This window comes from Micromonospora sp. WMMA1923, from assembly GCF_049179195.1.
GTDB classification, from domain to species: domain Bacteria; phylum Actinomycetota; class Actinomycetes; order Mycobacteriales; family Micromonosporaceae; genus Micromonospora; species Micromonospora yangpuensis.
On record NZ_JBMHLZ010000001.1, the window covers coordinates 733,278 to 752,521 of the forward strand.

The window sequence follows — 19,244 nt, forward strand, 5'->3', positions numbered from 1 at the left end:
GAAGTCGCCTTTGTCACCAACCCGCAACGTCGACGAAGCACGGTACGGCTGCACCGTTGGTGCGCGCCGGCAATCGCCTGGACCTGCCCGATCGGCCGACCTCCCCCGCCGTCACGCCGATCCGGGGGATGATCCGGGGCACGGGTCCAGTACGCCGGCCGGCGGGCCGACATGTTTCGGTGAGGTGACTGCGGGTGTTCGATCGGCGGTTGTTCCTGCACCTGGTGACCTGGCTGGGGCAGTGGCCGGCCGGTCCCGGACGGCACGTGGTCGGCTCGCCCCGGCGGGCCCGACCGGCCTGGGACGGCCGGGCCCGGCCGGCGCTCGCCGTCGCCGCCGAGGGCGTCACGGTGCTTTCCGTGCCGCCGGACCGGGTAGTCGCGGTCCGGGCGCTGGTCGGGGTGCCGGCGCGGCGGTTCCTGCCGGGGTTGCCCGAGGCGGTCGGCTACCCGGCCTGGACGGTCCACGACGGTGCCTTCCGGTGGACCCGGTCCCCGGCGCGGCTGCCCGACGCCGGCCGGTGGACCCCGCCGACGGCTCCCGGGCTGCCCCACTGGCTGCGGCTGTTCGACCGGGACGTGCTGGTGGTGCGGGATGTCGACGGCCGGTACCTGGCCGGGGTGGGCATCAAACGGCACGACGCGTACGGGCACGAGCTGGCGGTGGGCACGGTGCCCGACGCCCGGGGCCGGGGGCTGGCCCGACGGCTGGTCGCCCAGGCCGCCCGGCGGGTGCTCGACGAGGGAGCGGTGCCTACCTACCTGCACGACGTCGGCAACCTGGCCTCGGCGCGGGTGGCCGAGGCGGCGGGTTTCCCGGACCGGGGCTGGCGGGCCTACGGCGTGTACCCGGACTGAGCCGGATCAGCGCCCCCGGTCGGTGGCCAGGCCGAGCACCTCCGCCGCCGCCCGAGCGTTGGCGTGGCTGGCCCCGTACGTGGTGACGAACGCCCGGACGCCGCTCGGCCGCCAACCGCCCGGCCAGCCCAGCTCGACAACCGTCACCGGTCCGGTGGCGGCCAACGCCTCGACCAGCGCCGACCCGCCGGGAACCCGGTGCAGGTGCCGGCCGACCAGCACGATCGGCCGGTCCCCGGCGAGCTGCCGCAGCGCGGCCGGGTCGGCGTCGGCGGCGACCACCCGGACCTGCTCGGCGTCGGCCAGGTGCGGCCCCAGCCCCCAGGGGACCCGTCCCTCGGCGACGGTCGAGGCGGCGTGCACCTGCACCACCAGCGGGTCCGCCAGCCCGGCGACGGTCCCCTCCACCCGCACCGCGCGGCGTGCCGCGGCGTACCCCAGATCGGGCTCGGGTGCTGCGGCGGTGGCCGGGACGGGCGCGGCGAGGGCGGCGGTGCGGGCGGCGGCCTGCTCGACGCGGGCCCGGTCCAACCGACCGTCGGTGAGCGCGTCGACGACCTCCCCGACCACCCGTTCGACGAGCGCGGCGTCGACCCGCGCGCCGAGGCAGAGCAGGTCCGCCCCGGCGGCCAGCGCCCGGACGGCGCCCGGCCCGATCCCACCGGCGGCCAGCGCCGCGCCCCGCATCTCCAGCGCGTCGGTGACCAGCGTGCCGGTGAAGCCGTACTCGCCGCGCAGCAGGTCGACCAGGGCCGCCCGGCTGAAGGTGGCCGGGTCGTCGCCGGTGAGCCGGGGCACCCGGATGTGCGCGGTCATCACGGCCCGGCTGCCGGCCGCCACCACCGCGGCGAACGGCGGCAGGTCGCGCTCGCGCAGCACCGCCGGCGAGACGTCCACGGTGGGCAGTTCGTGGTGCGAGTCGACGACTGTCGCGCCGTGGCCGGGGAAGTGCTTGGCGCAGGCGGCCACCCCGGCGGCCTGCAGCCCGAGCACCGCCGCGGCCGAGTGCGCGGCCACCCGGGCCGGATCGGCCCCGAACGACCGGGTACCGATCACCGGGTTGTCGTCGGCGGTGTTGACGTCGACAGTCGGGGCCAGGTTCACGCCGATGCCGAGCCGGGCCAGCTCGGACCCGATCGCCTCGTGCACCCGGCGGGTGAGCGTCGGGTCGTCGACCACGCCGAGGGCGGCGTTGCCCGGGTACGGGCTGCCGGTGGCGTGCGCCAGCCGGGTGACGTCCCCACCCTCCTCGTCGATCGCGACCAGGACGTCGGCGCGGGCGGCCCGCAGCACGGCGGTGCTCGCCGCGACCTGCTCCGGGGTGTGCACGTTGCGGCCGAACAGGACGTGCCCGGCCAGCCCGTCGGCGACCAGCCCGACCGCCCAGTCCGGCGGTACCGGCCCGGGGTACGCGGCGAGCAGCGTGCCGAGCACCAACCGGCGCAGTCCTCGATCCACCCGTACCCCCTCTCCGGTCCACCTGGCGGCCCGGCCGGCCACCGGGCGGCCGTTACGCTTTGGGCACCGCCCGCCCGGCGGCGCGCGGTCATCGGATTTTACGAAAACCAGAGGACACAGCATGAGTACGACCCGGCTGCCCGGTACGCCCCGCCTGCTGCGGGCACTCAACGACCGCGCGGCGCTGGAGTTGCTACTCGAACGCGGCCCCCTCACCCGGGCCCGGATCGGCGAGCTGACCGGGCTGTCCAAGGTGACCGCCTCGCAGCTGGTCGAGCGGCTGGAGGAGCGGGGGCTGGTCGCCCGGGTCGGCGAGCAGGCCGGTGGACGCGGGCCGAACGCCCAGCTCTACGCCGTCCGCCCGGGCAGCGCGTACGTGGTCGGGGTGGACGTCGGCCCGGACCGGGTGGTGGCCGCCTGCGCCGACATCACCGGCGCGGTGGTCGGCCATGTCGAGCAGTCCACCCGGGACACCGACGACCCGGTGGGCGTGGTGCACAACGCGGTGGTCCAGGCGGTCGCCAGCGCCGGGGCGGAACTGGCCGGCGTCCGGCGGATCGTGCTGGGCACCCCCGGCCTGGTCGACCCCGGCACCGGCGACATCACCTTCGCCTTCAACCTGCCGCGCTGGCACCGGGGCCTGCTCGCCGCGCTCCGGGACGACCTGCACACCCCGGTGGTCTTCGAGAACGACGTCAACCTCGCGGCGGTCGCCGAGGCGCAGTCCGGTGCGGCGCGCGGGGTCGGCGACTTCGCCCTGATCTGGGCCGGCGCCGGTGTCGGCCTGGCGATCATGCTCGGTGGCCGGCTGCACCACGGCAGCCACGGCGCAGCCGGCGAGATCGGGTACCTTCCGGTGCCCGGGGTGCCGATCCCCCGGGACGTGTCCCGCCGGGCCAAGCCGGCGTTCCAGCAGCTCGCCGCCGCCGACACGGTCCGGGCGGTGGCCCGCGAACACGGCCTCGACGCGCCCAGCGCCGCCGACGCGGTACGCGCCGCCACCACCGCCGGTGCGCCCGGGGAGGCGTTCCTCGACGAGTTGGCCCGCCGGCTGGCCCTCGGCGTGGCGAGCACCTGTGTGGTGCTCGACCCGCCGTTGGTGGTTCTGGCCGGTGAGATCGGCCAGGCCGGCGGAGCGGCGCTGGCCGACCGGGTGCAGCACGAGGTGGCCGCGATCACGCTGGTGACGCCCCGGGTGGTGGCCACCGGGCTGACCGAGGAGCCGATCCTGCAGGGTGCGCTGCGGACCGCGTTGGACGCGGTCCGCGACGAGGTGTTCGGCTCCACGGTCGGCTGACCCGCCGCCCGGCTCAGGTCCCTGCTTCCGCCGTTCAGATCAGGGCCCGGCTTCCGCCGTTCAGATCAGGTCCCGGCGGCGGAAGGCGGCGAACGCGGCCAGGCAGAGCCCACCGGTCAGCCCGAGCAGCACCACCAGCGCCGTGCGGGCCGTCAGCACGAACTCGCCGGTGCAGCCGTCCGGGCCGCAGACCATCTCGCCCCAGAACGCGTACCGGCCGGTCAACCAGGCGATGAGGTGGCTGGAGAGCATCCACCTGTCGACCTGACGGACGTCCACCAGCTCCATCACCAGCCGGGCGCCCAGCTCCCACACCACCGCGTACGCCGCCACCGTGCCCAGCGCCGCCGCGGTGTGCCGCCCCAGGGTGGCCAGCGCGAAGCCCAGGACGGTGGCCAGCAGCACCAGCACCAGCCCCCGGCCGTGCCGGGTGGCCAGCGACTGCCAGAACTCCCCGTCGAGGTTGCCCGGCAGCCCGGCGGACTGACCGATCAACCAGAACGTGCCGAGATAACCGGCCGAGGCGACCAGCGACAGCAGCAGGACCGCGCCGAGCAGGGTGCCGAGCTTGGCGGTGAGCACCGTCAACCGGCGGGGCCGCCACAGCAGCAGGTTGACCACCCCACCGGAGTTCAGGTCGGCCCCGATGTACGAGGCGCCGACCAGGAAACCGAACAGCACCAGGAAGGCGACGAGGAAGTACAGCAGTCCCCGGGCCTCGTCGGCGAAGGTGAACACACCGCTGAGATGGTCCGCGGCGACCGGCAACCGGTCCCGCTGGCCCGGGTCGAGCACCGAACACTCGGCGGGGTAGTCCTCCGGCTCCTCGCCGGGCAGGGTCGCGCCGCGTCGTACCGCGACGCAGCGCTCGTACTCCAGCTCCATGGCCCGGATCTCCTGCGCGGCCTGCGTGCGGGCCTCCTGCACCTCGGCGTCGCTCGGGCGGTGCGAGCTGATCACGGTGGTCGTCGCGGTCACCCCGAAGGCGAGCACCAGCAGCACGATCATGAGCTGGACGAAGCGGCGGGAGGCCAGCCGCTCCAGCTCGGCACGGACGAGGTTCACGCGTCGACCTCCGTGGCCGGGTGGGTGGGCGTACCGAGGTCGATCACGGGTTCACCGGGGTGCTGCCGGGGCAGCAGCGGATCCGTCGGGGCCCCGGTCAGCTCCAGGAAGGCGCTCTCCAGGTCGGGGCGGAGCGGGGTCAGCTCACGTACCCAGACGCCCTGCTCGCCGAGGGTCCGGGCGATCAGTTCCGGGTCCGCCACCGCGCCGACGACCAGGTGGTCCGGGTGCGTCTCGACGGCCAGGCCGGCGCCGCGCAGCAGCTCGGCGGCCCGGTCCGGCTCGGCCACCCCGACCCGGATCTCGTGCCGGTCGAAGCCGGCCAGCACGTCGTCCACCCGCCCGGCCGCCACCTGACGGCCGTCGGAGATGATCGTGACGTGGTCGCAGATCAGTTGGATCTCGGCGAGGATGTGGCTGGAGATCAGCACGGTCACCCCGGTCGCGGCCAGGGACCGGGTCAGGTCCCGCATCTCCCGGATGCCCGCCGGGTCCAGCCCGTTGGCCGGCTCGTCGAGGATCAGCAGCTCCGGATCCTTGAGCAGGGCCGACGCCACGGCGAGTCGCTGCCGCATGCCGAGCGAGTAGCCCCGGACCCGTTCGTGGCCGCGTTCACGCAGGCCCACCAGGTCCAGCGCCTCGTCCACCCGGCTGGTCGGCACCCCGCCGGCCAGAGCGAGCAGCCGCAGCGTGCGGTGCGCGGTGAAGTTGCCGAAGAACTGTGGGCTCTCCACGATCGCACCGACCCGACCGGCCACCCGGGGCAGGTCGTACGGGGCCCGCGCGCCGAGCACGGACATCTGCCCGCCGTCGGCGCGGACCAGGCCGAGCAACGCCCGTAACGTGGTGGTCTTGCCGGACCCGTTCGGCCCGAGGAACCCGTGGATCTGCCCCGGCTCGACCCGCAGGTCGAAGCCGTCGACCGCGATCCGCCGACCGTGCCGCAGACTGCGGAACGTCTTGCGCAGGCCGGAGATCTCGATGACCGGGCTCATCCGGGCAGCCCGCTGCTCCGTGACGACATGGACCGTCCTCCGGTTGTGGTGATCAATGACACGGCGCTCCAGACTAGGGCCGCCGCCTTGCCCGTGGGGGGCGACCCGGCGGGCGTGATTGGATGGGCGGGTGCACACTGACCTGATCTCCGGCGCCGGTGGTGCCGCATCCGCATCGTCGTCCGTGGACGCCGACCTGGTGGTCAGCCTCGATGGTGTCGGGGTACGCCGCTCCGGCACCGCGCTGCTGCACGACGTGGACTGGCGGGTCGAGCTGGACGAGCGCTGGGTGGTGCTCGGGCCCAACGGCGCGGGCAAGACCACCCTGCTCAACCTGGCCGGCGGCCGGCTGTACCCGACCACCGGCACCGCCCACGTGCTCGGTGAGCGGATCGGCCGCACCGACCTCAACGAGCTGCGGACCCGGATCGGGCTGAGCACCGCCGCGCTGGCCGAGCGGGTGCCGGCCGAGGAGCGGGTGAGCGACGTGGTGGTCACCGCCGCCTGGTCGGTGGTCGGCCGCTGGCGGGAGGAGTACGACACCGGCGACGAGCGTCGGGCCCGGGCCCTGCTGGAGCAGCTCGGCGTGGGCTCGCTTGCCGACCGGGCGTACGGCACCCTCTCCGAGGGTGAGCGCAAGCGGGTGCAGATCGCCCGGGCGTTGATGACCGACCCGGAGCTGCTGCTGCTCGACGAGCCGGCCGCCGGGCTGGACCTGGGTGGTCGCGAGGACCTGGTGGCCCGCCTCGCCGAGCTGGCCCAGGACCCGGACGCGCCCGCGCTGGTGCTGGTCACCCACCACGTGGAGGAGATCCCGCCGGGCTTCACCCACGCGCTGCTGCTGCGCGACGGCCAGGTGGTCGCCCAGGGTCTGCTCGACCAGACGCTCACCGCTGACAACCTGTCGAAGACCTTCGGCCTGCCGCTGACCGTGGACCGGCACGGCGCCCGCTTCGCCGCCCGCGCCGCCTGATCGTGGAGCAGCCCAGGGTTGCCGTCGTGGGCAGCGCCAACATGGACCTGGTGGCCACCGCGCCCAGCCTGCCCCGGCCCGGCGAGACGGTGCTCGGCGACGACTTCGTGATGGTGCCCGGCGGCAAGGGCGCCAACCAGGCGGTGGCCGCGGTACGCGCCGGCGCGTCCTGTGCCTTCCTCGGCGCGATCGGCTCCGACGCCTTCGGGGTGACCCTGCGCGCCCGGATCGCCGCCGCCGGGGTGGACACCAGCCACCTGCGGGTGGTGTACGGGGCCTCCGGCGTAGCCCTGATCATGGTCGGCGCCGACGGGGAGAACGCGATCCTGGTCACCCCCGGCGCCAACGGCGCGTTCACCGGGCTCACCGAGGGGGAGCTGACCTGCGTACGCCAGGCCGATGTCCTGGTCGCGCAGCTGGAGATCCCGGTGGCGACGGTGACCGAGGCGGCGCTGGCCGCCCGGGAGGCCGGCACCCGGGTGGTGCTGAACGCGGCGCCGGCCCGGTCGGTGCCGCCGGAGCTGCTCGACGCGGTCGACCTGCTGGTGGTCAACGAGACCGAGGCGCAGTTGCTGACCGGCCGCGCAGGCGACCCGTACGCCCTGCTGGAGCTGGTGCCCCGCGCGGTGCTCACGCTCAGCGGCCGGGGCGCCTGGTACGGCGACCGGGACGGGCTGGCCGTGCACGTCCCGGCGGTACGCGTCGACGTGGTCGACTCCACCGCGGCCGGGGACGCCTTCACCGGTGCGCTGGCGGTGGCCTGGGGTGAGGGGCGGGAGATCGTCGACGCGGTCCGCTGGGCGGCGGCGGCCGGTGCGGCCTGCGTACGCCGGCTCGGCGCGTCGGTGGCGCTGCCCCGGCGGGCCGAGATCGACGAGCTGTACGCCTCGTCCGGTTGATCCCACCGGGCACCATTGGGGCATGCGTTTCCTGCTGAACGTCCTCTGGTTGATCTTCGGCGGCGGCCTGGTGCTGGCGATCGGATACGGTGTCGCCGCCCTGGTGTGCTTCCTCCTGGTGGTGACGATCCCGTTCGGGGTGGCCTCGCTCCGGCTGGCCGTGTACTCGCTCTGGCCCTTCGGCCGGACCCTGGTCCCGAAGCCGGGCGTCGGGCTCGGCTCGGGGCTGGGCAACGTGCTCTGGGTGGTGCTGGCCGGCTGGTGGCTGGCGCTGAGCCACGTGGTGGCCGGGGTGACGCTCTGCCTGACCATCATCGGCATCCCGTTCGGGGTGGCCAACTTCAAGCTGGTGCCGGCCGCCTTCTGGCCGCTCGGCCGGGAGGTGGTCGAGGTCGACGACCTGCGCCGCCCCGGCGTCGCCCCGGCCTGACCGCCCCGCCCCGGTGTGACCGCGCCTGACCGCCCGCCCCGGGCCGGCGGTCGGCCGGCTCAGCGGGCGTTGTCGTCGGTGAGCCGTTCGCCCCGCCGCCGCAGCATCCCCAGGCCGGGGACGCCGGCCACGGCGAGCTTGAGGTCGCGGGTCACGTCGAGCAGCTCGTGCAGGTCCGGACCGACCCGGTCGAGGGTGGCCAGGATGGGCAGGATGTCCGCCGTGAGGTGCTCCTTGAGCTTGGGCAACTCGTCGACCAGGCGGATCGCGGCGGTCACCTCCTCGTGGCTGAGCTGCTCGACGAAGCGGCCCGCCATCGGGGCGGCCCGCCGCAGCGTCGCCTCGTAGGCGGCGAGGAGTTCGGCGGCGGTCGACGCGGCGTCCCGGGCGGTGGCGACCGTGCCGGCCGCCGACCCGGCCACCGTCTGCGCCTCGGCCACCACCGTGCCGGCGGCCGAGGCCACCCCGTCGGCGCGACTCACCACGCCACCGGCGGCCGAGGCCACCCCGTCGGCCCGACTCACCACGCCACCGGCGGCCGAGGCCACCTCGTCGGCGCGGTCCACCATGGTCCGGGCCCGGGTGGACACCTGCTCGGCCTGCGCCACCACCACGGCCGCGGCGGCCGAGACCCGCTCCGCCTCGCCGACCACCACCGCCGCCGCGGTGGCGACCGTGGTGGCGTTCTGGATCGCGGTGGTCGCCGCGGCGCTGATCACCGCCACCTCGCGCACCGCCGTTTCGGCGTCGTCGAGCACCCGGTCGGTGCGTTCCAGGGTCTGCTCGATCCGGTCCACCACCCCGTTGATCCGGGTCAGCAGCGCGTCCACGCCGTCGAGCACCGCGAAGGCGCGGGTCGGCACGGCGGCGAGGGACGCGGCCGAACCGAGCGCCTGGTCGACGGCGGAGCGGGTGAGGCCGACCATCGCGGCCGGCCGGGGAAGGGGGATCGCCATGACACCCAGTGTGCGCCGGGCCGGCCGGTCCGGCCCACCCGGCGGGTCACCGTTCTCCCCGCTGCTCGATGGCGCGCTGCACGGCCCGGTAGATCTGCCCGAACCGCAGCGCGTCGGGGGTGCGCAACAGCATCACCTCCCGGCCCAGGTGCTGCACCCACAGCTCCTGCACCTGGTTGCCGCGCTCGTAGGAGCGGTCGAGCCAGCTCAGCGGCAGCTCCAGGAAGGGGGTCAGGGCCAGGGCACCGACCGCGAAGGTGGCCAGGATGATCAACACCGTGGTCCAGTTGCCCCGGTCCTGTGCCGACCAGAGCAGGGAGACCACGCAGACCAGCGCGACCAGTGGTGGTAACGACAGGAGCAGGACCAGCACGCCCCGGCCGAGCACCCGGCCCCGGACGGCGAGGGTCTTGCGCCCCCGCGCGTGCCAGACGTACGTCACCTCGTCGATCGGGACGGCCAGGCCACCGGACCGGATCGACTCGGAGGTCACCTGCACCGCGTCGTCCCGGTAATAGAGGGTCATCACTAAGCCTAACCACTGCCGGGCGAATCCGCCGCCCGGCGAGCGGTCCGACCGTCGACACCTCAGGGGCGCGGGGCCGGCTGCTGCTCCACCGCCCGTTGCACGGCCCGGTAGATCTGCCCGAAGCGCAACGCGTCCGGGGTGGTCAGCAGCCGTACCGGGGTGCCCCGCCAGCGGACCCACAGCTCGCGCTCCCGGCTGCCGCGCGCGTAGGAGCGGTCCAGGTACTCGAAGAGGAAGTCGGCGAGCGGGCCGACGCCGAGGCCGACCAGGGTGGCCGCACCGACGATGGCGACGGTGACGGTCGGGGAGCGGTCCAGCCAGAGCGCCAACGCGATGCCGAGCAGCGCGGCGACCAGCGGAGCGGCCAGCGCCGCGCCGAGCGCGCCCCGGCCGGCCAGCACCCGCCAGGACCGACTGCCCTGCCGGTGCCACACCGCGCTGATCTCGGCCAACGGGAAGGTCCGCTCGTGCACCCGGATCGCGGTGGTGGTGACCCGGACGCCCCGGTCGTCGTAGTACGTGGTCATCGCATCTCCGCAGGCTGGGGCTGACACCACACTACGTCTGCAACGATCCGGGCCGTAAGGTTGGCACGACTTCGACGAGGAAGCGAGAGGTGCGGCGTGGGCGAGTTCGTGCGGCTGGAGACCAGGGACGGCATCGGCACCATCCGGTTGGACCGGCCGCCGATGAACGCTCTGAACACCCAGGTCCAGGAGGAGTTGCGGGCCGCCGCCACGGCGGCCACCGCCGATCCCGGGGTCCGCGCCGTCATCGTGTACGGCGGGGAGAAGGTCTTCGCCGCCGGCGCGGACATCAAGGAGATGGCCGATATGTCCTACGTGGACATGGCCGGTCGGGCGGCCGACCTCTCCAGCGCCCTCGGCGCGATCGCCCGGATCCCCAAGCCGGTGGTCGCGGCGATCACCGGGTACGCCCTCGGTGGCGGCTGTGAGCTGGCCCTGGCCTGCGACTGGCGGGTGGTGGCCGCCGACGCCAAGCTCGGCCAGCCGGAGATCAGGCTCGGTGTCATCCCCGGTGCCGGCGGCACCCAGCGGCTGGCCCGCCTGGTCGGCCCGGCCCGGGCCAAGGATCTGATCATGTCGGGTCGGATGGTCGACGCCGAGGAGGCGCTGCGGATCGGTCTGGCCGACCGGGTCGCCCCGGCGGCCGAGGTGTACGCGACCGCCGTCGAGCTGGTCACGCCGTACCTGAGCGGTCCGGTGCAGGCCCTGCGGGCGGCGAAGCTGGCGGTCGACGGCGGCCTGGACATGGACCTCACCTCCGGCCTGGCCTGGGAGAGCCAGCTCTTCGCCGCGTTGTTCGCCACCGACGACCGGCGGGAGGGCATGGCGGCCTTCGTCGAGAAACGCCGGCCGGACTTCACCGGCCGCTGACCCGGGCGGTTCACATTCCGCTTACCGGCCAGTAACGTGGGACTCCGGTCGGGGCTGACGGAGGGGGAGCGGCGATGGCGGAGCGGATCGAGGGGCACGGCGGGGAGTTGGCGCTCGCGGCGCTGCGCGCGTACGGCGTACGCGAGATGTTCACCCTCTCCGGCGGGCACGTCTTCCCGCTCTACGACGCCGCGCACGGGTCCGACTTCCCCATCTACGACGTCCGCCACGAGCAGACCGCGGTCTTCGCCGCCGAGGCGGTGGCCAAGCTGCAGCGCCGCCCCGGCCTGGCCGTGCTCACCGCCGGCCCGGGCGTCACCAACGGCATCTCCGGGCTGACCAGCGCCTACTTCAACGCCTCTCCGGTGCTGGTGCTCGGGGGCAGGGCACCGGCATTCCGCTGGGGCTCGGGCAGCCTGCAGGAGATGGACCACCTGCCGCTGGTCGCCCCGGTCACCAAGCACGCCGAGACGGTGTTCAGCACCGACGACATCCCCCGGGCGGTCTCCGCCGCGCTGACCGCCGCGCTCACCCCGCACCGGGGCCCGGTCTTCCTGGACTTCCCGCTGGAGACGATCTTCTCGGTGGCCGACGCCGACGCCCCGCAGGCCGCCCCGATCGTCCCGGTCGAGGCCGACCCGGCGGAGGTCACCCGGGCGGTCGAGCTGCTCGCCGGTGCCAGCCGTCCGGTCATCGTCGCCGGCTCCGACGTCTGGGGCGGCGACGCGGTCGAGGCGCTGCGCGCCGCCGCCGAGGCGTTGCGGGTGCCCGTCTTCACCAACGGCATGGGCCGGGGGGCGCTGCCGCCCGGCCACCCGCTCGCCTTCGCCAAGGCCCGCCGGGTCGCCCTCGGCGGCGCCGACGTGGTGGCCGTGGTCGGCACCCCGCTGGACTTCCGGCTCGGCTTCGGCGACTTCGGCGACGCGCAGGTGGTGCACGTGGTCGACGCCCCCAGCCAGCGGGCCACCCACCTGCAGCCGGCCGCCAGCCCCGCCGGGGACCTGCGGCTGATCCTCACCGCCTTCGCCGACCACCGGGGCGACCGGGTCGACCACACCGACTGGATCGCCACCCTGCGCGACGCCGAGGAGGCGGCCCGGGCCCGCGACGCCGAGGCGATGGCCGCCGAGACCGACCCGATCCGGCCGGCCCGGATCTACGGGGAGCTGCGTCGGGTCCTCGACCCCGACGCGATCACCATCGGCGACGGCGGCGACTTCGTCTCGTACGCCGGCAAGTACCTGGAGCCGGCACAGCCCGGCAGCTGGCTCGACCCCGGCCCGTACGGCTGCCTCGGCACCGGCCTGGGATATGCGATGGGGGCCCGGGTCAGCCACCCCGACCGGCAGATCTGCGTGTTGATGGGCGACGGCGCGGCCGGCTTCTCGTTGATGGACGTCGAGTCGTTGGCCCGCCAACGGCTCCCGGTGGTGATCGTGGTCGGCAACAACGGCATCTGGGGTCTGGAGAAGCACCCCATGCGGGCCATGTACGGCTACGACGTCGCCGCCGACCTGCAACCCGAGCTGCGCTACGACCGGGTGGTCGAGGCGCTCGGCGGGGCCGGGGAGACGGTGGCCAAGGCGGCCGACCTGGCACCGGCCCTGGACCGGGCCTTCGCCGCCGGGGTGCCGTACCTGGTGAACGTGCTCACCGATCCGGCGGACGCGTACCCCCGCTCGTCGAACCTGGCCTGAGCCGTCCCGGTCCGGCCGCACATCGGCCGCTACCTGCGAAAATCAGCGGAATTCGCGCGTCTCCTGTCGTATTGTCGGCCGCGCGTCGTTGGTCTGTCGTACCCGTGGTGCAGGGTGTGACGACCATACGAAGGACAGGAGCTGCGATGGAGTACGCAATCCGGGCAGAGGGGCTGGTACGCCGCTTCGGCGCCACCACCGCCCTCGCCGGGGTCGATCTGGCGGTCCCCACCGGGACCGTCTTCGGGCTGCTCGGCCCGAACGGGGCGGGCAAGACCACCGCCGTACGGGTGCTCACCACCCTGCTGCGCGCCGACGAGGGCCACGCCACCGTGGGCGGCTTCGACGTGCGGCGCGACGCCCACCAGGTGCGGCAGATCATCGGCTTGACCGGGCAGTACGCCTCGGTCGACGAGACCCTCACCGGCAGCGAGAACCTGCTGCTCATCGGCCGGCTGCTCGGGATGGGCCGGGCGGATGCCAAGGCCCGCGCGCGGCAGTTGCTGGCCGACTTCCACCTCTCCGACGCCGGGGAACGGCCCGCCAAGACCTACTCCGGTGGCATGCGTCGCCGCCTCGACCTGGCCGCGAGCCTGGTCGGGCGCCCGCAGGTGCTCTTCCTCGACGAGCCGACCACCGGGCTCGACCCACGCAGCCGCACCGAGCTGTGGGACATCGTGCGTGACCTGGTCGGCTCCGGCGTCACGGTGCTGCTCACCACGCAGTACCTCGAGGAGGCTGACCAGCTGGCCAGCGAGATCGCCGTGGTCGACCACGGGCGGGTCATCGCCCAGGGCACCCCGGAGCAGCTCAAATCCAAGACCGGCGGGCAGACGCTGGCCATCCGGCCGGTCGACCCGGCGGACGTGCCGAGGGTGGTGGCCGTCGCGGGGGCGGCCGCCGGCAGCACCGCGGAGGTCGTGCAGCAGACCGTCAGCGTGCCGGTCAACGACCCCGGGGTGCTGCCCACCGTCGTGCGTCAGCTCGACGAGGCCGGGGTCCCGGTCGCCGAGCTCTCGCTGCGCGGCGCCAGCCTGGACGAGGTCTTCCTCTCCCTGACCGGCCACCCGGCCGAGCAGGCCACCCCGACCGACCTGGAAGGAGCGCCGGCATGACCGCCGTCAGTGTCCCCGCGCCGGTGGCACCCCCGCGCCGGTCGAGCCCGTTCGCCGGGGTGGGTCACACCATGACCCTGGCCTGGCGCAGCCTGGTGCAGATCAAGCACAACCCGATGGAGCTGCTCGACCTGAGCATCCAACCGGTGATGTTCGTGCTGCTCTTCACCTACGTCTTCGGCGGGGCGATCTCCGGCTCGCCGGGCGACTACCTGATGTTCGCGCTGCCCGGCATCGTCGTGCAGAACGCCCTCTTCGCCACCATGACCACCGGGTTCGGGCTCAACCACGACCTGACCAAAGGGGTCTTCGACCGGCTGCGGGCGCTGCCGATCGCCCGCTGGGCGCCGCTGGCCGGGCGGATCCTGGCCGACACCGTGAAGCAGGCCTGGGCGTTGACGCTGCTGCTGGGCGTCGGCATGGTCCTCGGGTTCCGACTGGGCAACGGGCTGCTCGGGCTGCTCGGCGCGTTCGCCCTGCTGCTGACCTTCTCGCTGGCCGCGGCGTGGATCTCGGTACTGGTCGGGGTGCTGGTCAGCGAGCCGGAGAAGGTGCAGATCTTCGGCTTCACGGTGATCTTCCCGCTCACCTTCACCAGCAACGCGTTCGTGCCGACCGAGACCATGCCGGGCTGGTTGCAGGCCTGGGTGCAGGTCAACCCGGTGACCATCCTCGCCGACGCGCTGCGCGGGCTCCTGGTCGGCGGTCCGGTCGCCGGCCCGGTCTTCCAGTCGTTGATCTGGGCCGCGGTCCTGGCCGCCGTCTTCGCCCCGCTGGCCGTACGGGCGCTGCGCCGCCGGGTGTGACCCCGGCCGTAGCCCCGACCCCGCGTCGCCGGGTTACCCCGACCCCGCGCCGCCGGGGATGAGCCCGGCCGCCGCCTCGGCCCCAGCACTGGAGCCGAGGCGGCGGTCCCGGTCACCTGGGCTCCGGGCGGTCCTCCTCGCCCTCGCGGCTGTGCAGGCCGCCCTCGGGCAGGTCGTCGTCGCGGCGCTGGCGATCCTCCGGTTCGTCGGTGGCTCCGGCCGCCGGTCGGTGGCGTTCGCCGGTCGGCCCCGCGGCGGGTCGGGACCGACCCGGCTCCGTCGCCGGCCCGGCCTGGTCGCGCAGGTCCTCCTCCAGCCGACGGAAGAGGTCGTGGTCCTGCTTGGCCGCCCGTTCGGCGATGGCGCGCAGGAACTCCGGGTCGTCGTCGGGCGCGGCCGGTCCCCGGGCCGGCCGGGTGCCGATCGGGGTGACCGGCCTCGGGCGCCCGGCGAGGAACCAGGCGATCCACCCCAACAGGGGCACGAGCAGGATGACGGCCACCCAGGCGGGTCGGGGCATCGCCCGCACCGTGCCCTTCTCCGCCGACAGGCAGCTGATCAACGCGAGGGCGGCGCAGACGACCTGGACGAAGAAGAGGAGGATGAACAGCCGGACCATGGCCCCATCATGACTCACCCTCGCCGTGACTCACCACAGCTCCCGCAGCACCAGCAGGATGCCGGCCAGGGCGATACCGACCACGCTGAGTGCGGCAAGCGGCAACGAGCGTCCGCCGGTGGCCGTCGTGCCGGTGCCGGTGCCGCGCCGCCAGCAGATCCGCAGGGCCACCGCCCAGCCGAGCAGCACGGCACCACCGAGCAGCGCGCCGGTCACGTCTCCGGTCAGGGCCAGCCGGACCGCCAGCACCGTCACCACGGTCACGGTGAGCGCGGTCCGCCGCCAGGCCAGCCGGGTCCGTTCGGGCTGCAGCCCCGGGTCCCGGTGCGGTCGGTGGTCGGTCACCGCTACCCGAGCGCCCCGGCCAGCACCGCCAGCACCAGCAGCACCGCGCCGAGCCCGACCACCAGCGCGAGGATCGCCGGGAACCGGGAGGCGGGCAGCTCCTCGCCCAACCGGATGGCCCGTTCGGTACGCGCCCAGTGGTCCACCGCCCGTACCGCCACCGCCGCGCCGATCAGCAACAGCACGATGGCGATCGTCTCGCGCAGGTGCCGCAGCGGCAGGGGCGGCAGGAACTGGGCCACGGCGAGCCCGCCGCCGACCAGCGCCAGCCCGGTCCGCAGCCAGGCCAGGAAGGTCCGTTCGTTGGCCAACGAGAAGCGGTAGTCGGGGGTGCTGCCCACCGCCCGCATGTCCTGCGGGTCGAACCACTGCCTGATCGTCTGCCACACGAGCAGTGATTATCCGCTTTGTCCGCGACATAGATTGGGTGGGTGACCGATCTTGACGCAACGACGCTGCGGACCGCGTACGACAACCAGATCCGACCGGAGATCCCCGACCCGGCGCCGGCCGGGGTGACGGTGGAGCGGGACGGTCCGCTGGTGCGGGTGCTCGGGCTGGACCAGCGGGGTTTCCTCACCTACCGGGACCTCGGTGGTCTGGCCGGCACGGAGCTGGACGAGCTGATCGCGCGGCAGGTGGAGATCTTCCGCCGGCGGGGTGAGGCGGTCGAGTGGAAGCTCAACGCGCACGACGAGCCGGCCGACCTGGCCGACCGGCTGCGGGCCGCCGGCTTCGTCCCCGAGGACGAGGAGACCGTCGTGATCAGCCCGGTCGCCCCGCTGGCGGGCGCCATGCCGGTCCTACCCGAGGGGGTACGCCTGCGCGAGGTGACCGGCCGGGACGACCTGGAGCGGATCGCGGCGATGGAGCGGGTGGTCTGGCAGGCCGACCGGGACCAGCTGGTGACCGGCCTGGCGAAGGAGATCGCCGCCGACCCGCAGTCGATCACGGTAGTGGTGGCCGAGGCGGCCGACGAGGTGGTCAGCGCGGGTTGGGTGCGGTACCCGACCGGCACCGGGTTCGCCACCCTGTGGGGCGGCTCGACCCTGCCGAAGTGGCGTCGCCGGGGCATCTACCGGGCGCTGGTGGTGCACCGGGCCCGGCTGGCCGGGCAACGGGACCGGACGTTGTTGCAGGTGGACGCCTCCCCGCAGAGCCGGCCGATCCTGGAGCGGCTCGGCTTCGTCCCGGTCACCACCACCACGCCGTACGTCTACACTCCGTGATCATGGAGCGGTTGACGGAGGACGAGCAGCTCACCCTCAGGACCGGCGCGTTCGGCGCGGTGTTCCTGGTGTCCAACGCCGACCCTGGCGTGTTCGCCATGGTCCGGGAGAGTTTCGCCGCCTCGGGGGTGATGTCGGGGGCCAGTGGCCTGGTCAAGGAGGTGTTGGCCAACGGTCCGCTGCCCCGGTTGCCCCGGGACTCGACCCTGGAGGTCGAGTCGGTGGTGCTGCCGGCGCTGGGCCGGGCGATGGCGATCCTGCGGGACAAGGCCCCCGGCGAGGCGCAGAACTACCGGTCCGTGGTGCTGACCGCCGCCGACGAGGTGGCGCGGGCGCACAAGGGGGTGTCCCCGGCCGAGGCCGAGGCGATCGACCGGATCAGGCAGGCGCTGGCCGCCCCGGCCTGACCGCCGGCTGGGTGAGCTGTGTCACTCCGCCTCGCCCCGACCCGTGATGCTACTGGCAGGTAACCTTGCGGCGTGGGTAATCGCACTGCATCGGGCGGTTGACCGGCCGGCAACAAACGCGCGAGGCTGCGCCCGTGACCAGGCGAGCAACGCCTGACCGGGCGAGGAATCGCACCACCTACAGGAGGGTCGTCGAAGCGCGATGAACATCGTCGTACTCGTCAAGCAGGTGCCCGACTCGGGCGCGGACCGCAACCTGCGCAGTGACGACAACACCCTAGACCGCGGTTCGGCGAACAACGTCATCAACGAGATGGACGAGTACGCCATCGAGGAAGCGCTGAAGATCAAGGAAGCGCACGGTGGTGAGGTCACCATCCTGACCATGGGCCCGGACCGGGCGACCGAGTCGATCCGCAAGGCGCTCTCGATGGGCCCGGACGCCGCCGTGCACGTCGTCGACGACGCCCTGCACGGCTCCTGCGCCGTGGCCACCTCCAAGGTGCTCGCCGCGGCCCTGGGGCAGCTCAACGCCGACCTGGTGCTCTGCGGTGCAGAGTCGACCGACGGCCGGGTGCAGGTCCTGCCGCACATGCTCGCCGAGCGCCTCGGGATCGCCGCGCTGACCGGCGCGCGCAAGCTCACCGTCGACGGCGCCACGCTTACCGTCGAGCGGCAGACCGAGGAGGGCTACGAGGTGGTCACCGCCGCGACCCCGGCCGTGGTCTCCGTCTGGGACACCATCAACGAGCCGCGCTACCCGTCCTTCAAGGGCATCATGGCCGCCAAGAAGAAGCCGGTACGGACGCTCTCCCTGGGTGATCTCGGGGTGGCTCCGGACGAGGTGGGCCTGGCCGGGGCGACCAGCGCCGTTCTGGAGCACACCAGGCGTCCGGCGCGGTCCGGCGGTGCCAAGATCACCGACGAGGGCGAGGGCGGCGTCAAGCTGGTCGAGTTCCTCGCCACCGAGAAGTTCGTGTGAGGGGTCAGGACATGTCTGAGGTTCTCGTCGTCGTCGAAGCCACCCGTGAGTTCGGCGTCAAGAAGGTCACCCTGGAGATGCTCACCCTCGCCCGCGAGCTGGGCACGCCCAGCGCGGTGGTGCTCGGTGGACCCGGTGCGGCCGAGGCGCTCAGCGCCACCCTCGGCGAGTACGGCGCGGAGAAGATCTACGCCGCCGAGAGCGCGGAGATCGACGGCTACCTGGTCGCGCCGAAGGCCACCGTGCTTGCCGAACTGGTCCAGCGGGTGCAGCCGGCCGCCGTGCTGCTCGCCTCCGCCCAGGAGGGCAAGGAGATCGCCGCCCGACTGGCGGTCAAGCTGGACAACGGCATCCTGACCGACGTGGTCGGGCTGGCCGCCGACGGCACCGCCACCCAGGTCGTCTTCGCCGGTGCCACCATCGTCAAGGCCAAGGTCACCAAGGGCCTGCCGCTGGTGACCGTCCGACCGAACTCGGTGAACCCGGCTCCGGCGCCGGCCACCCCCACCGTCGAGCAGCTCACCGTCGCCGTCACCGACACCGACAAGCTGGCCCGGGTGGTCGACCGGGTCGCCGAGCAGAAGGGTTCGCGGCCGGAGCTGACCGAGGCCTCGGTGGTCGTCTCCGGTGGTCGGGGCGTCGGCAACGCCGACAACTTCAAGTTGGTCGAGGAGTTGGCCGACCTGCTGGGTGGGGCCGTCGGCGCCTCCCGGGCGGCGGTCGACTCCGGTTTCTACCCGCACCAGTTCCAGGTGGGTCAGACCGGCAAGACGGTCTCGCCGCAGCTCTACGTGGCGCTGGGCATCTCCGGTGCGATCCAGCACCGGGCCGGCATGCAGACCTCGAAGACCATCGTCGCGGTCAACAAGGACGGCGAGGCGCCGATCTTCGAGTTGGCCGACTTCGGGGTGGTCGGTGACCTGTTCAAGATCCTCCCGCAGGCCGCCGAGGAGATCCGCAAGCGCAAGTGACCTGCCCGTGCCGCGTGCCGGCGGGGATCTCCATCTCCCCGCCGGCACGCCGCACGTCGCTCTCACCGGCAAACCCCGCGGTGGACACCCGCCGTTCTGTTCGAACGGCGAGTGTCCACGTTCCACACCCCTCTCCGAGTACGCAGCGAGGGGCGTCACGGTGTCGGTCCCGCCGGTAGGGGAGGGAACGGGGCCGGGTCGGACGGGGAGCTGATCG

21 protein-coding genes and 1 pseudogene are annotated in these 19,244 nt (G+C 73.8%); 13 read left to right on the plus strand and 9 right to left on the minus strand.

The genetic code is table 11. The features are described 5' to 3' along the window. Positions 1-194: 194 nt before the first annotated feature. Positions 195-857, plus strand: a complete 663-nt coding sequence (locus tag ACN28G_RS03375; protein ID WP_091435378.1) for a GNAT family N-acetyltransferase — start codon at positions 195-197, stop codon at positions 855-857. A gap of 6 nt (positions 858-863) precedes the next feature. On the opposite strand, the gene ACN28G_RS03380 is transcribed toward ACN28G_RS03375, so the two are convergent. Further along, a complete protein-coding gene (locus ACN28G_RS03380) occupies positions 864-2,315 on the minus strand; it encodes a glycoside hydrolase family 3 protein (protein ID WP_421478397.1) in 1,452 nt (483 codons plus the stop codon). A 121-nt stretch (positions 2,316-2,436) separates the two neighbouring features. On the opposite strand from ACN28G_RS03380, the gene ACN28G_RS03385 reads away from it, so the two are divergent. Further along, a complete protein-coding gene (locus ACN28G_RS03385; protein ID WP_421478398.1) occupies positions 2,437-3,612 on the plus strand; it encodes an ROK family transcriptional regulator in 1,176 nt (391 codons plus the stop codon). A 60-nt stretch (positions 3,613-3,672) separates the two neighbouring features. Here ACN28G_RS03385 and ACN28G_RS03390 read toward each other — a convergent pair whose 3' ends face one another. Continuing rightward, positions 3,673-4,677: an ABC transporter permease subunit gene (locus tag ACN28G_RS03390; protein ID WP_091435381.1), complete on the minus strand. Its 1,005-nt coding sequence runs from the start codon at positions 4,675-4,677 to the stop codon at positions 3,673-3,675. Next, the gene (locus ACN28G_RS03395; RefSeq protein WP_421478399.1) at positions 4,674-5,672 is read right to left on the minus strand and encodes an ATP-binding cassette domain-containing protein; all 999 of its coding nucleotides are present in this window, start codon (positions 5,670-5,672) and stop codon (positions 4,674-4,676) included. Before ACN28G_RS03395 ends, ACN28G_RS03390 begins: the two co-directional genes overlap by 4 nt. 130 nt (positions 5,673-5,802) lie before the next feature. Between ACN28G_RS03395 and ACN28G_RS03400 the strand changes: the two genes are divergently transcribed. The 3 genes from ACN28G_RS03400 to ACN28G_RS03410 are packed head-to-tail and all read left to right on the plus strand — an operon-like array spanning position 5,803 to position 7,974. Continuing rightward, positions 5,803-6,645: an ABC transporter ATP-binding protein gene (locus ACN28G_RS03400; RefSeq protein WP_091435383.1), complete on the plus strand. Its 843-nt coding sequence runs from the start codon at positions 5,803-5,805 to the stop codon at positions 6,643-6,645. A 2-nt stretch (positions 6,646-6,647) separates the two neighbouring features. Continuing rightward, positions 6,648-7,544 carry a ribokinase gene (locus ACN28G_RS03405; RefSeq protein ID WP_091435384.1) on the plus strand — a complete coding sequence of 299 codons (897 nt, stop codon included), beginning with the start codon at positions 6,648-6,650 and terminating at the stop codon, positions 7,542-7,544. A 22-nt stretch (positions 7,545-7,566) separates the two neighbouring features. Further along, positions 7,567-7,974, plus strand: a complete 408-nt coding sequence (locus ACN28G_RS03410) for a YccF domain-containing protein (protein ID WP_091435385.1) — start codon at positions 7,567-7,569, stop codon at positions 7,972-7,974. Between the two features lie 59 nt (positions 7,975-8,033). Here the strand turns inward: ACN28G_RS03410 and ACN28G_RS03415 are convergent, their stop codons facing one another. The 3 genes from ACN28G_RS03415 to ACN28G_RS03425 form a co-directional block, all read right to left on the minus strand. Further along, the gene (locus tag ACN28G_RS03415; RefSeq protein ID WP_421478400.1) at positions 8,034-8,930 is read right to left on the minus strand and encodes a hypothetical protein; all 897 of its coding nucleotides are present in this window, start codon (positions 8,928-8,930) and stop codon (positions 8,034-8,036) included. Between the two features lie 46 nt (positions 8,931-8,976). Continuing rightward, on the minus strand, positions 8,977-9,456 hold the full coding sequence (locus tag ACN28G_RS03420) for a DUF6232 family protein (protein ID WP_091435387.1): 480 nt from the start codon (positions 9,454-9,456) through the stop codon (positions 8,977-8,979). 62 nt (positions 9,457-9,518) lie between these two features. After that, a complete protein-coding gene (locus tag ACN28G_RS03425) occupies positions 9,519-9,986 on the minus strand; it encodes a DUF6232 family protein (protein ID WP_091435388.1) in 468 nt (155 codons plus the stop codon). A gap of 96 nt (positions 9,987-10,082) precedes the next feature. On the opposite strand from ACN28G_RS03425, the gene ACN28G_RS03430 reads away from it, so the two are divergent. From ACN28G_RS03430 to ACN28G_RS03445, 4 genes are all read left to right on the plus strand, one after another. After that, positions 10,083-10,856 (plus strand): enoyl-CoA hydratase-related protein, encoded by a 774-nt coding sequence (locus ACN28G_RS03430; RefSeq protein WP_091435389.1) that lies wholly within the window; start codon positions 10,083-10,085, stop codon positions 10,854-10,856. 74 nt (positions 10,857-10,930) lie between these two features. Next, positions 10,931-12,553 carry an acetolactate synthase gene (locus tag ACN28G_RS03435; RefSeq protein WP_421478401.1) on the plus strand — a complete coding sequence of 541 codons (1,623 nt, stop codon included), beginning with the start codon at positions 10,931-10,933 and terminating at the stop codon, positions 12,551-12,553. A gap of 146 nt (positions 12,554-12,699) precedes the next feature. Continuing rightward, complete coding sequence (locus ACN28G_RS03440; RefSeq protein WP_091435391.1) at positions 12,700-13,668, plus strand: ATP-binding cassette domain-containing protein; 969 nt, start codon at positions 12,700-12,702, stop codon at positions 13,666-13,668. Next, positions 13,665-14,474, plus strand: a complete 810-nt coding sequence (locus tag ACN28G_RS03445; RefSeq protein ID WP_091435392.1) for an ABC transporter permease — start codon at positions 13,665-13,667, stop codon at positions 14,472-14,474. Before ACN28G_RS03440 ends, ACN28G_RS03445 begins: the two co-directional genes overlap by 4 nt. Before the next feature lie 298 nt (positions 14,475-14,772). Here ACN28G_RS03445 and ACN28G_RS03450 read toward each other — a convergent pair. The 3 genes and pseudogenes from ACN28G_RS03450 to ACN28G_RS03460 all read right to left on the minus strand — a co-directional run. Then, positions 14,773-15,093: pseudogene (locus ACN28G_RS03450) on the minus strand (PLD nuclease N-terminal domain-containing protein); the annotation flags it as partial. A gap of 30 nt (positions 15,094-15,123) precedes the next feature. Further along, positions 15,124-15,438, minus strand: a complete 315-nt coding sequence (locus tag ACN28G_RS03455; RefSeq protein WP_091435394.1) for a DUF202 domain-containing protein — start codon at positions 15,436-15,438, stop codon at positions 15,124-15,126. Between the two features lie 2 nt (positions 15,439-15,440). Beyond that, complete coding sequence (locus tag ACN28G_RS03460) at positions 15,441-15,788, minus strand: YidH family protein (RefSeq protein ID WP_373868304.1); 348 nt, start codon at positions 15,786-15,788, stop codon at positions 15,441-15,443. Positions 15,789-15,869: 81 nt separating this feature from the next. Between ACN28G_RS03460 and ACN28G_RS03465 the strand changes: the two genes are divergently transcribed. The 4 genes from ACN28G_RS03465 (at position 15,870) to ACN28G_RS03480 (ending at position 19,027) form a co-directional block, all read left to right on the plus strand. Further along, a complete protein-coding gene (locus tag ACN28G_RS03465) occupies positions 15,870-16,667 on the plus strand; it encodes a GNAT family N-acetyltransferase (RefSeq protein WP_421478402.1) in 798 nt (265 codons plus the stop codon). A gap of 2 nt (positions 16,668-16,669) precedes the next feature. Then, positions 16,670-17,074, plus strand: a complete 405-nt coding sequence (locus ACN28G_RS03470; protein ID WP_091435397.1) for a hypothetical protein — start codon at positions 16,670-16,672, stop codon at positions 17,072-17,074. 202 nt (positions 17,075-17,276) lie between these two features. Then, positions 17,277-18,056 carry an electron transfer flavoprotein subunit beta/FixA family protein gene (locus ACN28G_RS03475; RefSeq protein ID WP_091435398.1) on the plus strand — a complete coding sequence of 260 codons (780 nt, stop codon included), beginning with the start codon at positions 17,277-17,279 and terminating at the stop codon, positions 18,054-18,056. 11 nt (positions 18,057-18,067) lie between these two features. Further along, positions 18,068-19,027, plus strand: a complete 960-nt coding sequence (locus ACN28G_RS03480; RefSeq protein ID WP_091435399.1) for an electron transfer flavoprotein subunit alpha/FixB family protein — start codon at positions 18,068-18,070, stop codon at positions 19,025-19,027. The last annotated feature ends 217 nt before the right edge of the window (positions 19,028-19,244 follow it).

Excerpts from the sequence above, each read along its gene's own strand:
- ACN28G_RS03475 (WP_091435398.1), top strand. The coding sequence starts at position 17,277 with ATGAACATCGTCGTACTCGTCAAGCAGGTGCCCGACTCGGGCGCGGAC.
- ACN28G_RS03410 (WP_091435385.1), top strand. The coding sequence starts at position 7,567 with ATGCGTTTCCTGCTGAACGTCCTCTGGTTGATCTTCGGCGGCGGCCTG.
- ACN28G_RS03480 (WP_091435399.1), top strand. The coding sequence starts at position 18,068 with ATGTCTGAGGTTCTCGTCGTCGTCGAAGCCACCCGTGAGTTCGGCGTC.
- ACN28G_RS03385 (WP_421478398.1), top strand. The coding sequence starts at position 2,437 with ATGAGTACGACCCGGCTGCCCGGTACGCCCCGCCTGCTGCGGGCACTC.
- ACN28G_RS03460 (WP_373868304.1), bottom strand. The coding sequence starts at position 15,788 with ATGCGGGCGGTGGGCAGCACCCCCGACTACCGCTTCTCGTTGGCCAAC.
- ACN28G_RS03435 (WP_421478401.1), top strand. The coding sequence starts at position 10,931 with ATGGCGGAGCGGATCGAGGGGCACGGCGGGGAGTTGGCGCTCGCGGCG.
- ACN28G_RS03445 (WP_091435392.1), top strand. The coding sequence starts at position 13,665 with ATGACCGCCGTCAGTGTCCCCGCGCCGGTGGCACCCCCGCGCCGGTCG.
- ACN28G_RS03415 (WP_421478400.1), bottom strand. The coding sequence starts at position 8,930 with ATGGCGATCCCCCTTCCCCGGCCGGCCGCGATGGTCGGCCTCACCCGC.
- ACN28G_RS03395 (WP_421478399.1), bottom strand. The coding sequence starts at position 5,672 with ATGAGCCCGGTCATCGAGATCTCCGGCCTGCGCAAGACGTTCCGCAGT.
- ACN28G_RS03470 (WP_091435397.1), top strand. The coding sequence starts at position 16,670 with ATGGAGCGGTTGACGGAGGACGAGCAGCTCACCCTCAGGACCGGCGCG.
- ACN28G_RS03440 (WP_091435391.1), top strand. The coding sequence starts at position 12,700 with ATGGAGTACGCAATCCGGGCAGAGGGGCTGGTACGCCGCTTCGGCGCC.
- ACN28G_RS03425 (WP_091435388.1), bottom strand. The coding sequence starts at position 9,986 with ATGACCACGTACTACGACGACCGGGGCGTCCGGGTCACCACCACCGCG.
- ACN28G_RS03420 (WP_091435387.1), bottom strand. The coding sequence starts at position 9,456 with ATGACCCTCTATTACCGGGACGACGCGGTGCAGGTGACCTCCGAGTCG.